The sequence below is a fragment of the Shewanella sp. FDAARGOS_354 genome (assembly GCF_002209245.2).
Taxonomy (GTDB): domain Bacteria; phylum Pseudomonadota; class Gammaproteobacteria; order Enterobacterales; family Shewanellaceae; genus Shewanella; species Shewanella xiamenensis.
On record NZ_CP022089.2, the window covers coordinates 984,232 to 997,790 of the forward strand.

Annotated in this window: 9 protein-coding genes; 4 read left to right on the forward strand and 5 right to left on the reverse strand. The window is 46.8% G+C overall.

Going from position 1 to position 13,559, the window contains the following annotated elements; translation table 11 throughout:
- Positions 1-121: 121 nt before the first annotated feature.
- The gene (locus tag CEQ32_RS04535) at positions 122-2,959 is read left to right on the forward strand and encodes a TonB-dependent receptor (protein WP_088585577.1); all 2,838 of its coding nucleotides are present in this window, start codon (positions 122-124) and stop codon (positions 2,957-2,959) included.
- Between the two features lie 173 nt (positions 2,960-3,132).
- Positions 3,133-3,888, forward strand: coding sequence for a sulfite exporter TauE/SafE family protein (locus CEQ32_RS04540; RefSeq protein ID WP_088585578.1), 756 nt, complete (start codon positions 3,133-3,135; stop codon positions 3,886-3,888).
- Between the two features lie 427 nt (positions 3,889-4,315).
- On the opposite strand, the gene CEQ32_RS04545 is transcribed toward CEQ32_RS04540, so the two are convergent.
- Both CEQ32_RS04545 and CEQ32_RS04550 read right to left on the reverse strand, forming a co-directional pair.
- Positions 4,316-6,220, reverse strand: a complete 1,905-nt coding sequence (locus CEQ32_RS04545) for a family 43 glycosylhydrolase (RefSeq protein ID WP_088585579.1) — start codon at positions 6,218-6,220, stop codon at positions 4,316-4,318.
- A 2-nt stretch (positions 6,221-6,222) separates the two neighbouring features.
- Positions 6,223-7,290 carry an arabinan endo-1,5-alpha-L-arabinosidase gene (locus tag CEQ32_RS04550; protein WP_088585580.1) on the reverse strand — a complete coding sequence of 356 codons (1,068 nt, stop codon included), beginning with the start codon at positions 7,288-7,290 and terminating at the stop codon, positions 6,223-6,225.
- A gap of 206 nt (positions 7,291-7,496) precedes the next feature.
- Here CEQ32_RS04550 and CEQ32_RS04555 point away from each other — a divergent pair, with 206 nt between their 5' ends.
- Together CEQ32_RS04555 and CEQ32_RS04560 are read left to right on the forward strand one after the other, a co-directional pair.
- Positions 7,497-8,942: an MFS transporter gene (locus CEQ32_RS04555; protein ID WP_088585581.1), complete on the forward strand. Its 1,446-nt coding sequence runs from the start codon at positions 7,497-7,499 to the stop codon at positions 8,940-8,942.
- Positions 8,943-9,048: 106 nt separating this feature from the next.
- Entirely contained in the window at positions 9,049-11,436 is a 2,388-nt protein-coding gene (locus tag CEQ32_RS04560) for a glycoside hydrolase family 127 protein (RefSeq protein WP_088585582.1), read from the forward strand.
- A gap of 244 nt (positions 11,437-11,680) precedes the next feature.
- On the opposite strand, the gene CEQ32_RS04565 is transcribed toward CEQ32_RS04560, so the two are convergent.
- The 3 genes from CEQ32_RS04565 to CEQ32_RS04570 all read right to left on the reverse strand — a co-directional run bounded on the left by CEQ32_RS04565 (position 11,681) and on the right by CEQ32_RS04570 (position 13,548).
- Positions 11,681-12,271 carry a DUF4303 domain-containing protein gene (locus tag CEQ32_RS04565; RefSeq protein WP_088585583.1) on the reverse strand — a complete coding sequence of 197 codons (591 nt, stop codon included), beginning with the start codon at positions 12,269-12,271 and terminating at the stop codon, positions 11,681-11,683.
- A gap of 4 nt (positions 12,272-12,275) precedes the next feature.
- On the reverse strand, positions 12,276-12,443 hold the full coding sequence (locus tag CEQ32_RS22925; protein WP_181159853.1) for a hypothetical protein: 168 nt from the start codon (positions 12,441-12,443) through the stop codon (positions 12,276-12,278).
- A 103-nt stretch (positions 12,444-12,546) separates the two neighbouring features.
- Positions 12,547-13,548 (reverse strand): family 43 glycosylhydrolase, encoded by a 1,002-nt coding sequence (locus tag CEQ32_RS04570; RefSeq protein ID WP_088585584.1) that lies wholly within the window; start codon positions 13,546-13,548, stop codon positions 12,547-12,549.
- Positions 13,549-13,559: the final 11 nt, after the last annotated feature.

Genomic DNA, 13,559 nt, shown 5'->3' on the forward strand with positions numbered 1-13,559 from the left:
CTAAATTTTCAGGGACACTGTGGGGATGTCCGTGACTCTGAAGTGGAATAAAAAAGACCGGGACGTCAGATGGTGTCTTAGGCTACCGGGTCAAATAATAAAACTACCGGAGATTAACTAGATGTTTAAACAGACTTATTTGGCAAGTGCGATTCTGCTTGCTCTTGCTAGTCAAGCGACGTATGCAGCAGAACCTGAAGCGACACAATCGCCTCAGGCGGAAGAAACGGCACAGCCCTCTTCTAGCGGTAAAGCGCAAAATAACGAAGAGATGGAGATCATTCAGGTTCAGGGGATCCGCGGTAGTTTAAATAAGGCGGTAGAACTCAAACGTCAAAATATTCAAGTTGTTGATGCCATCATTGCCGAAGATATTGGCGAATTCCCAGATAATAACGTCGTTGAAGCCTTACAACGGGTAACGGGTGTTCAAGTCACCGACCGCGCCTCAGGTGAAGCCAATACTGTAAGCATTCGGGGTTTAACGGATGTGACAACCACAGTGAATGGCCGCCAAATCTTCACCGCCGCAGGCCGTGAAGTGGCAATTGCAGACGTACCAGCGGCATTACTCGGCAGTGTTGAAGTCTTTAAAACACGCTCCTCTTCTCAAGTCGCCAGTGGTATCGCAGGCCAAATTGACATTCGTACCCATAGACCTTTTGATTTTCAAGAAGAAAAAATTTCGGTAGCAGCCAAAGGGATTTACTCTGATCAGCCTGACACTATCGATCCCAATTTCAGTGCTTTAATTAGCGACCGCTGGGATACCAGCATCGGTGAAGTCGGTGCATTAGTTAACGTTTCTTATATTCGTACCAATTACAACGATCAAGTTGTCGCTCCTGGTGCGTCCTTGCCCTATTACGCAGAAACGGGTACACAAATCCCTGATATTTATTGGACCCGCGGTTTAGCTCATGGTCTTGATACATCTGAAGGAGCCTTGATCAACGGTCAAGAATATCTGCTCATGCGTGATGCTGTGTTTCAAAATATGAATAACGGTGAACGTGAGCGTCCAGCACTAAATTTCTCATTGCAATGGGCACCAACTGACACTTCCGAGTACCTTTTTGAAGCATTCTATAACGGTTATCGCAATGATAACTTCAACTCTATGCTCTTTAGCAATGTTGATTCCTCGGCTAATTGGCAGCAAGTGATCAAAGATGGTATCGAAGTTTATGATGGTACCAACGTGGTAAAATCGCGAACTGCATATAACGTTGGCGGCTTTAGCAGTTCAGATCATAGCCACAACGAAACAGATAGTTACGTATTTGCCTTAGGAGGTAAGTGGGACTTTGACAATTTGATCTTAAAGTCTGAAGTTGTCTATCAAACCAGTACCTATGAATCACAATTTCTGGCGATGCGTGGTGTAAGCGCGAATAGCACTCAAACTTTCTACGGCGTTGATGTTGACTATAACGACAAAAGTGGTGGTGTCCCTAGCTGGGTTTATTTAGATAACCCTGACACTGCTATTAATGAATCTGATTTAACGCAATTATCCTTGTGGCAAACTGCAAACGTATACGATAGCGGTGCCAAAGACGAGGGGGATTCAGTTACTTGGACACTCGATGGTGACTATTACCTCGACTACGGTATCTTCACTAAGATGAAGTTTGGTGTACGTGCTGAGCAACGTGGTGCAAAACACGGATTGTACGATGCAGGCTCACTAAACACTAATGTTCTATTTAGTGATCTTGACCCGAACATGTTTACCGTAACTACTGACTTCTTTGATGGCCGTGGAAATGTACCAACTAGCTGGGCTATCGCTAACGGTAACTATCTGTATGCTAATCGTTCTGCTATTGAAACGATGTACGGTGCAGATGAACAAGCTCTTGCTATGTATACTAACTATGACATCACTGAAAAATCATACGCTGCGTATATCCAAAGTGATTTTGAAACTGAGTTATGGGGTAAGCAAGTCGATGGTCAAATCGGCCTACGTTACGAGAAAGCCGATGCTGATATGGATTTCTGGGAACGCAAAAAATATGCTACTGAGGATGTCGTTGATGACATTCGATATTATCTCGTGCATGACACCGATACCAATGGAAGTGCGGAGTTATTACCAAGCTTAATGGTACGCTTCTGGTTAACGGATGAACTGGTTGCACGTTTTGCCTACACTGAAACGATTCGTCGCCCCGCCTTTGGTGATTTAACCACTGCGATTTCCTATACAGAAGACTTAACAAAGCTTGGATTCGGTCAAGCTTCAAGTGGTAACTCTAAGTTAGAACCAACTACTTCACAAAACTATGATTTCTCATTGGAATATTACTTTGGTGAGGGATCTTCTATTTTCGGTACTTATTTCCGTCGTGATATTGAAGGTTTTGTATTTAACTCAGTATCGACTATCACTCGTGAAGTTGATGGTGAAACAAAAAAATATCTTTTAAGCCGACCAGAAAACTCTTCGAATGGAAAACTAAGTGGTTATGAACTTGGTGCGGTGTATTTCCCTAAAAATATGCCTAGTTACCTAGATGGTTTAGGTACTCAAGTGAGTGCAACCTTCTTAGATTCTAGCCAAGACATCCCAGAGTTTGATAGTGAAAGTGGTGAGCAAATTGCAACTACAACACGAGATTTATTTGGTGTATCAGATACCTCAATGAGTGCTGTATTGATTTATGATAAAGACGTTTATAGTGCTCGCCTCTCTTACACCTGGCGTGACAAATTCTTATCTGCTTATGACGCAGGTAGCTTCGCAATGCCTCGTGGCATTTATCGTAAGCCGGAGCAATCGCTTGACTTCCAATTTAGCTATAACGTAACAGATGAATTTGTACTAACCTTCGATGCGACAAATATTCTTGATGATATCTATCAAGAATACTATGAAGACTCAGTACTCTATAACCGCACGAATAGTATCTACACCCGAACGTTTGCCCTCGGTGCGCGTTACTCCTTCTAATTGACCACTGTTGTTTAAACCGAAAAAGCTAATCCAGTGATTAGCTTTTTCTTTTTATATCAAATAAATGGCGAGATTTTTACTCGATCTTTCTAATGCTTATCCATCAAATTGCTTTTGTCTGAGCCCAAGCTTTGCTAGTTTATCTTTCTTTTCTTCCTTGAATATTGGCTATGCACACCGCTTGGTTCGATTTTAATCTGATCCCTATCGATATATTCACGCTGTTAACCTTAGGCTCGGCCTTTACTGCATTTTTTACCGCCTGTTTTGGTATTGGCGGTGGTGTGATGTTATTGGGCGTGATGGCGCAAGTGCTTCCGCCTCAAGTGATTATTCCCCTACACGGCGTAGTGCAATTGGGCTCTAACTTAGGACGAGCCCTATTGGGATGGCAACATATTCAATGGCGAATTATCAGGGTATTCTTACCGGGGGCGCTCATTGGTGCCGCGCTGGGCAGCTTAGTCTTAGTGGCGATCCCCCCTACGGTGATGTATCTCACCATTGCCCTATTTATCTTGTACTCCTGTTGGGGCCCCAAAATACCTCGTGTAGTACTGGGTACTATGGGCATGTTAATTGCGAGTGGGATAACGACCTTTATCTCATTATTCGTTGGGGCAACTGGCCCTTTGGTTGCGGCGTTTATCAAGCAGTTAGAGATTGATCGATTTCGTACCGTAGCCACTTTTGCAATGGTTATGTCCTTACAACATGGGATGAAAATTATCGTTTTTGAGGGTGTTGATATCCCCATACTCCCATGGTGGCCACTGTTCGTTTGTATGATTATCAGTGGCGGTATTGGAACATGGCTAGGCTTTAAGATGCTTACTCGAGTAACAGACAAACATTTCAATTTAGCTTTTGATTTGATTCTCACGCTACTGGCTATACGACTGTTATGGCAGGCCATGACTGGATAAAAAGAGCCGGGATAAAAAAGAGCAGTAATTGCATACACAATTACTGCTCTGGTGCCGAGCAAACTAGGCTCAACCAAGATGCCGTTAAGCGACCTCAACTTAAACGACATTACAAGCAAGCGTTTATACCCAAGCTACCTGAAGATACGAGTTTCAGAGTACCTAGGGGCTTCAATTCAAGGCGCATCAATGAAAAAATCGACCACCTTTTGAATTGATGTAACACAGAAATGGAGTGCCCTAGGCTCTCCGTCCCGGCGGGTTTTAACGTATTTTATGCTGTGTTGGTTATTTTTAACTTAGTTCACTAGGTTCTCAAATAACCGCCTTGCCTAAAGTGCGTTAAACTCCCGCTGAATCCTATATCTTCAGGTTGTTTGGGTATGACCACCGCCGTGGTGATGCTCAGTTATTTCAAAGGGATGAATTATTTCACCTCTCTAAAGTAAAACTGTTGTGAAATGGTGTTTTTCCACACGTCTTCCACTATGTTATCGCCGTTGGCATAGGAGCCATTGGCCACTTTCATGGATGAACCGCCCTTACGGGACACCAGCCTTAATGAGCCATTGGGCATCAATTCGCTGCGGAACTCACTGTCGATTGTATTACAAGCCCCTAGCTCCAGATTACCTTCGTTGGTCACAAGGCATTGTTGCGCCTTGTTGTTTGAAAGTTGGATGGATTGCAAACGGTAAAATCCATCAGTTGTCGGCACTGCTTGCCACTGCTGACAGGCATCGCCGGTGTATTCAAACTGAACAACATTGGCATTCGGTTTAAGCTGACATTGTTCGGCGCTGACTACTCGGCCGCTATGGGCGTTGACTATGGCAAATGTTGAGACTGGCTCAATCCGCCAATCGGTGCATTCACTGACACGGTTTTCGCCCGCAATCACGTCGGTACCGGCCTTTTTACTGCAATTTTTCGCCTGTAAATTACCGATGGAGCGATCGTTTGCAAAGCGGAACCAGCCTTCACGAGTCGAATCCACCGACCAACGCTGACAACGGGAGGCGACCCAAGGCGCTGTATTCAGTGCCGTTGAAGACTCATCTTGGCACTGAGCCTGAGTTAAAAAGGTTCCCTGCCCCACATTGGCAAAGCGATATAGGCCATCGTTACTCGGATCAATTACCCATTGGCTGTTGTCATCGTTGCACTTACCGACACTGACCTGGCCCTTGGCATTGGTCACTAGGCATTGACCGACTTCACGGCTCACAATGCGGTATTTCACGCCTTCCACTTGAGTGGTTATCGGGCCAAACTCGCCACTTGGGACAGGCAATTGCTTTTTATCCGCCATCGGTTCACCAAATTTAGGCAAGCCTTTGTTATCCCATGTAAAGGGTTGAGCGCGTGCCGCACGGGTGCCACTACAGCCGTCGGAAGCCGAGGAGTTGCCATGGTATATAAGCCAATCTTCTTTCCCATCGGGTGACTTGAAGAAACCATGATGCCCAGGGCCATAGACACCATTGGCTTTGCTAAAGAAAGGCTTGTCGTACTTAGTCCATGCGGCGGGATCCATGGGATCGTCACCAGTGAGTTCGACCACGGCTAAGGAATAATCCTCAGTGTTACAAAAACTTGCCGAGTGAACTAAAAAGGTTCTGCCCTCGTGCTGAATGATCTCTGGGCCTTCATTGACGTTTAAGCCTGATTTTTCCCAGTCGTGAATAGGTGCGGTAATCACCTTATGTTCGCCCTCGACGGTCCAAGGGTTGCTCATCTTGGCAATCAAGTTCACTTGATCTTGGCCGTGCCATTCGGACCAGAGAAAATATAACTGGCCTTTATACTCCAAATAGCTGCCGTCGATATTCCAGTGATCGGGCATTGGCGTGCCCTTAAACTTGTATGGCCCCATGGGGTCACTGCCTTCACTCTCGAGGATATGGTTACGCTGGCCATCGAAGTGTTCTGCCACGCCCGAAGTGTAAATCACATACCAACGTAGTCCCTGCGCAGTTTGTAGAGGGTGGAATTCGAATGCCCAAAAGTTACAGCAGTTGGACTTATCGGTGCCGCTCCAAATATTGTGGGCCGGCGCATCGGCAAGCCCAGCTATGGTGGGCGATTTACGCATCACCAGCTCTGAGGTCCAAGTCGTAGTGGTCAGATAATAGTTACCATTGTGGTATTCGAGCCAAGGATCGGCCCCATTTCGAAATAACGGATTCGCAAAGGTCGCTGCGGTAATGCGGTTTTCATCCGCGCCTTTCACACTTTCCGCTGCATGTAGGTTACCTGCCCCCAAGCAGGTCGCACTAAGTCCCATGGCCAACGCAAGCGTAGCCATTCGTTTGTTGATTGTGTGAGTCATTATTATTTTGTTCCTTCGGGTGCAACTAATACGCTCTGGTATTGATTGAGCACCTTAGGATCGACCACGGGCCAACCTTGGCGCCAGCTCAGTTCCGCCATCTTGAGTTTTTGTAAGCCATTATCGGCGGATTCATAGGCATGAAAGACTAAGTAATCTTTACCATCGAAGTTATAAACACTGTTATGGCCCAATCCAGGCCAGTCCTTAGTGCCATGCAGTAATACTGAGCCACCGCCCTGTGCCATGTCTTTACCCTCTTTATCGAGGTAAGGCCCAGTCACCGTTTTGGCTCGGCCCACGGCTAAGTGATAGGTGCTGTCATCCCCACGGCAGCAAAGGCCATAGGAGACAAAAAGATAGTAATAGTCATCTTTTTTATAGATAAAAGGCGCTTCGATTTGTGCAGGACCTGGCTCCGTTTCGGCAACTAACGCGGGGCGTTCTAACTTGGCTAGCGTGTGCCATTCTTCAGGCTTGGCAATGGAGATACAGTCTGGGTTGAGCTTGACCAGTTTTAACCCTTGCCAAAAGGAGCCAAAGCTCATCCAAGGCGTGCCCTTTTCATCGACAATAATATTGGGATCAATCGCGTTCCATGCATCACGATTTGGCACTGATTGAATAACGATCCCCTTATCTGCCCACTGATAGTCCTTTGAGTTTTTGTCGAGGGTTTTATTGACTGTCACGCCAATGGCAGAGGTGTTTTTACCAAAGGCTGATACTGAGTAATACAGATAGAACAAGCCGTTATGCTCAATAATATCCGGTGCCCATAAATGGCCATTAAACCCTGATGCCACCTCACTCGCCCAGCTAGGTTCGGTCTCAAATACTCGACCCGCCAGCGTCCAATGGATTTTATCTTTTGAGGAATAATAGGTAATGCCAGGGCCAGTGCTAAAGAGATAGTACTGCCCGTTCTCTTTCGCCATCACAGGATCATGAATACTCACCTGCTTGGCACTTACTTGGCCTAGGGTTCCCAATATGCCCAGCAGCGCACAATTGAGCATCTTAAGGTGACGTTTTAGAGCTGTTTTCGGTGTGATTCTTATGGCTGGCATTAATTCTCCTTATTACCTCATCCTATTTAATAAAATAGCTATTATGCTATTGTATGATGAATCAAGTTATCATACTATCGGACAAGGAAGTAACAATCAAATGCAAAAAAATTAACAGGAGAAAAATGTGTTAACATTGCGGATGCGGTAAATCGCAAAATAACACAATAACTCACTGTTTATAATAAATATAATAAGGATTTCTGATGAGTTCTCATAAATTGTCAGTCATTGAAAAGATCGGTTACGGCTCCGGGGACATGGCCGTTAACGTGGTGATTTCGTCAATGATGTTAATTATTACCTTCTTTTATACCGATATTTTTGGGTTAAAGCCCGCCGATGTCGGGATTTTGTTCCTGCTGGTCCGGCTTATCGATGCCATTACCGATCCTTTAATGGGCATTATTAACGATAAAGTGACCACCCGCTGGGGAAGATATCGCCCCTACTTCCTGTTTATGGCGATTCCCTTTGGTATTTCGGTCTTCTTAACCTTCTCAACCCCGGATTGGGATTACAATGCCAACCTTATCTGGGCCTATTCGACCTATATTCTGGTCACTATCATCTTTACCACCGTCACTATTCCATATATTTCGATTATCAGTGTGATCACCGACGATCCGAAAGAGCGTTTATCCGCCAATGGTTATCGTTTGTTCTTCGCCAAAATTGCCGCCTTTTTAGTGACCATTATCGTGCCTATGTTAGCGTCGTCTTGGGGCGGTGATAACATTGCCGCGGGTTATCAAAAAGCCATGGGCGTGATGGCATTAATGGCAACACTGTTGTTTTTATTTTGCTTTTTCACGACCACAGAGCGCGTGGCTTATAAGGTTGAAACTAAGCCTGTCGCCATGCAACTGCGATTATTGTTTAAAAACGATCAATGGCTAGTGTTAACTGCGATTTGTGTGATTGGCACCATTGGCTATGTGATCCGCGGCTCGGTAGCTGCCTACTACGCCACCTACTACTTGGGCGGCGATGCCAAAATGCTCTCGGCATTTCTATCGACCGGTGTGGGCGCAGCGATTCTGGCCATGGTGGCTTCGACTTGGATCACTAAGCGTTACTGCAAACTTAAACTCTTCCGTTACAGCCAGATCGCGGTTGGGATCTTAAGCGTCATTATGTTCTTTGCCGTGCAACCGGGGGACATAGTGCTGGCCTTCGTACTCTATTTTGCGATTTCATTTGTGGTGGATTTACATGCGCCTGTCTTCTGGTCGGTGATTTCCGAGTCGGTGGATTATGGCACAGTCAAAACGGGCCACAGGGTCTCTGGCCTTGCCTTTGGCGGGATCTCATTCGCCCAAAAAGCGGGAATGGGCGCGGCGGGATTTGTGGTCGGTATGCTGCTGACCTACTTCAACTATCAACCCGGTGAAACCCAAAGCGAGTTTGCGTTGACCGGCATTTCGTTAATGTTGACGGTGATCCCTGGCGCATTCCACGCGCTGATGGGCTTACTGATGTTCAAATATAAGATTTCTGACCGCGTGTATGAAGAAATCAAACAGGCTTTACCCGAGCAGGCCCATTCAAGCCAAACGGACGCCAACTTGACGTCTAAGGCTCTAGCCTCTAGCACTGAAGCCTCTAAGGCCATAACGTCTAAGACTGCTGCGCCTCAAGTATCGGCGTAATCTATCTGCGATAACACCATAAGCCCCTACCCAGGGGCTTTTTTATCACGCAAAAACTGAGTTAATCCAAACGTAAAACTCCAATCCGTATAATAAGGGAGCCAAGATGAACACTGCCCGATTGTTTGGCCTTTGCCTGTTATTGCCATTAACTTGCCCATTCGTATCCCAGCTAAGTTTTGCTAGCCTTACCCCCATTCCCCTAAACGATGTGCGTCTCACTGCCGGGCCGTTTCTGCATGCCCAGCAGACCGATTTGGCTTACATCATGTCGATGGATCCCGAGCGACTACTGGCTCCTTACCGTAAGGAAGCGGGAATCGCGACTACCGCCGACAACTACCCCAATTGGGAAAATACGGGCCTTGATGGCCATATCGGTGGGCATTATCTATCGGCATTGGCCTTAATGTATGCTGCTACGGGCGATCAGGCGGTGCTTGAACGACTCAACTACATGGTGGCCGAGTTGGAAAAGTGTCAACAGGCCCATGGCAATGGTTACGTGGGCGGTGTCCCCCATGGAGATAAATTATGGCAGCAGGTCGCCGCTGGTCATATTGAAGCGGATCTGTTTACGCTCAACCAATCATGGGTGCCTTGGTATAACCTGCATAAGGTATTTGCCGGCCTGCGGGATGCCTATCTTTATACTCAAAATCCTACGGCGAAGAAAATGCTCGTCGGTTTTGCCGAGTGGATGCTGGATTTAAGTCGCAATCTAACTGATGAGCAGCTGCAGCTTATGCTGCGCACCGAATACGGTGGCTTAAATGAAACCTTAGCGGATGTGTACAGCATTACAGGTCAAAACAAATACTTAAATCTTGCGAATCGCTATACGGATCAAAGCCTGTTACAACCCCTGTTGCAGCATCAAGATAAACTGACGGGCCTACATGCCAATACACAAATTCCTAAAATTGTGGGAGTGGCACGTATTGCCGAGCTCAGTCATAACAAGGCGTGGTTAGAGAGCGCCGATTACTTTTGGCAGCAAGTGGTTCACCAGCGCAGCGTTTCCATCGGTGGCAACAGTGTGCGCGAGCATTTTCATCCTAGCGAAGACTTCAGCAGTATGCTCGATTCGGTAGAAGGCCCTGAGACCTGCAATACCTACAACATGCTGAAACTGTCTAAATTACTCTATGAAAACAAACGTGATTTACGTTATATCGATTACTACGAGCGCGCGCTCTACAACCATATTCTCTCGTCCCAGCATCCGCAAACTGGCGGCCTAGTGTATTTTACGCCAATGCGCCCAGACCATTACCGCGTCTATTCCTCGGCGCAGGAAAGTATGTGGTGTTGTGTTGGTTCCGGTATCGAAAACCATGCTAAATACGGCGAGCTCATCTATGCCGAGGAGGACAACAATCTGTTTGTGAACCTGTTTGTCGATTCCGAGGTCAACTGGAAAGCCAAGGGCATCAGCCTTAGCCAAAAAACTCAGTTTCCCGATGACAATACTTCGCAGGTGATTATCCATCAGAAGGCGGACTTTACCCTCAATCTGCGCTATCCCACATGGGCTAAGGGTGATGTGGCCGTGAGTATTAATGGCGAGCCACAAAGGTTTAAAACGACTCAAGGGCAATATATTCCCTTAACGCGGCACTGGCGTAAGGGCGATAGCGTGACCATCACCTTACCGATGGACATTAGTCTCGAGCAGCTGCCTGATAAAACCGCCTATTACTCAGTACTCTATGGGCCAATTGTGTTAGCGGCAAAAACCGCGCCTATCGCCAATGAAGCCTTAAATTTTATCGGTGATGCCAGTCGCATTGGGCATATTGCCAGTGGCCCTATGTGCGAACCCAGTCAGGCGCCGATTTTTATCAGCGATGGTACCCGCTTTTTAACCGATATCCGCCGTGAGCCCATGAGTCAGTTGCAATTTACCACCGGGAAAGCTCGTACAAATCAAGCGAGCCCAATCACGCTGATCCCCTTCTTTCGTCTGCATGACAGCCGCTATACCTTGTATTTTGGCCAGAGCGCTCCCGATGAATGGCAGCAGAAACAGCAAGCGTTAGCTCAAAAAGCCCAGATGGAAGCCAAGCTGATGGCGCAAACCTTAGATAGTGTGCAGCCCGGTGAGCAGCAACCTGAGTCGGATCATTTCTTTAAGGCATCAAAGAGTGAAGCGGGCCTTAATGGTAATCGCCATTGGCGCCATGCCCAGGATTGGTTTAGCTATCAACTCGATGCCAAAGGTGAACCGCAACCCATATTGCGCTTAACTTACTTTGGTTTGGATGCAGGGCGACGTTTTGATATTTTGATCAACGATAAACGCCTTGCCGAAGTCACTCTGCCTGCCGATAAGGGGCCAACATTTTATAGTGTCGACTACCCTATTCCCGCCGATATGCTTTTGGATAGTACAGTGCCCTTCAGGGTGAAATTTGTGGCAAAACCGGGCTCGATTGCTGGCGGTTTATATGAGGTGCGCCTGCTAAAAAGCGAGCCAACCTCGACTCAGTAAGCGAGCATCCCGAGCTCATATAAAAACTCGGGCTCAAAACACTGATTCAGATAAGGGAAAGTGAAACGCTTTCCCTTGTTTTTATCCCCTTACCCAGAGTTTCTACGCTTGGCACTACCTGATGTTTGCTGGTGGCCTATGCGACTCGCCGTAAATATCAGCCACTACCTGTCAATATTGAGTGGGACCTCGTAGGTAACAGACGAAATAAGCAAGTTGTGTTGAAAATTTTTGTTAGCAATATTCAACGCCATTGCTGATAAAAACTAGCGGCCATCTCTTTGTTATTGCAACTTTGAACAAAATAATCGATATCAACATCGCTTTGATCGCCAAACCAGACGGAGAACAATATTGCCTGCGGGTTTAGCGGGCGCATGGCTTTAACCTCATTGAGCGCCCTGACTAATATGGCGTACAAGGCTTTAAGGTAAGCATCAAATGCCTCTTCGGACTCAAGCGCTTCAGCGTCCTCAAGCAGCAATTGAAGTTTGTCGTTAACTGCCTCAAAAATGTCTTCATTTTCATTGTGATGTGGAGAGTCGCAGGCCGACCAGCGCAGCGTTTGCTTAAGCTGTGCGAGGGATTTATGCCGAAAACGATGAGCGTTTTGATATTGCTCTGCGACGGCCGTCAGGCCTTCCTCGGTGAAAAGGGTGACGCCTAAATATTCCACTAAGGGCGTGCTGTACAAGCAAAAACCGTAGAGGGTCTGCGCCGGATATTCTGACAGCCACCAATCGTAATATTTCGCAAGTGCCTGTGTTATTTCCTGAGTAAATTCATCCATTCTTGCTTCAATATTTGCACTAAGTTTGTCCTTGTTTATCGCCATTTCCCTACTCCTCGAACTTGGCAAAATCATCATCACTGACATTCACTTTCACACGCAGGCAGTACTTCTGCCCACAATGTGAATGCTCGGGCGGTAATATAACATCAATAGGTTCAAAGGTTGCATCGGTTAAGTGATTGGAATAGCTTGTTTTGCGTGCGATCCTAAACAATAGCGCTTCACCTAAGCAGCAATAGCGCTTCAGTCAGGCATAAAAAAGCGGGGCTGCTGAAGCATGCCCCGCGGGTATCACATCATATGTGGTGGCAAATCAATTAGTAGAGGTTGAACAAGGGACGCCCGCTCTCATCAAATGACACCGCTAACGTTCGCGCATGGCGATTGGGATCATAGAGTGGATCTTTAATTATTTGCGCTAATGGACGGGTATCTGTGTTAGGTACCACACTTGGGTCGCCCTCTGCATGTTCATAATCACGGGCATGGTACACACAGATGGGCGTTACGCCATCTTCAGCCACGGTGAAACTGTTATGACCAGGGCCGAAGATTTGCTTGTCGACATCAGTGCACAGCACTGGCTGGCGGGTTTTCTTCCATGAGTTACGATCGAGCAAATCAGCATGCTCATCGGCCTCCATATAACCCATGCAATAACAAGCACCTGTGGCGCTGGCCGAGAAAGTAATAAAAATTTTCCCCTGATGTTTAAGCACTGCAGGCCCTTCGTTAACCCAAAAATCGACTCGTTCCCAATCGTAATCTGGGGTGGTGAGCATGAATTGCGCCGTCTTTAACTTGATGGGCGATGCCATTTCCGCTAAATAAAGGTTGGATGCCGCAAATTGACCGCCGGTTTTCTCCGCCCAGCAGAAGTAACGCTTACCGTTGTTTTCAAAAATGGTCGCATCTAAGGAAAAGTCGATAAATGACTTATTATCACCATCGGCCGCCTGCATCATGCCAAGTTCAATCCATTCATCATTCAAGGGATCTTGCCCTTGGCACTCAAGCACATAGGGGCGTAAGGCCCAAATATTTTCTTCTTCGCTGGCCGCAAAGTAGATGTACCATTTGCCGTCGATATAATGGATCTCGGGTGCCCATACGTGGCGGCTCATCGGGCCGCTTTGGTGTTTAAACCAGATATCGAAGGTTTGGGCGTCTTTCAAGCCGTCTAAGGTCTTGGATTTACGCAGTTCAATCCGATCGTAGGTCGGAACAGAGCCCGTAAAGTAGTAATAACCGTCGCTATGTCGATACACAAAGGGATCGGCGCGCTGCTCGACTAGGGGGCTGTTTGTTGCTCTTATCATGGAAAACCTGT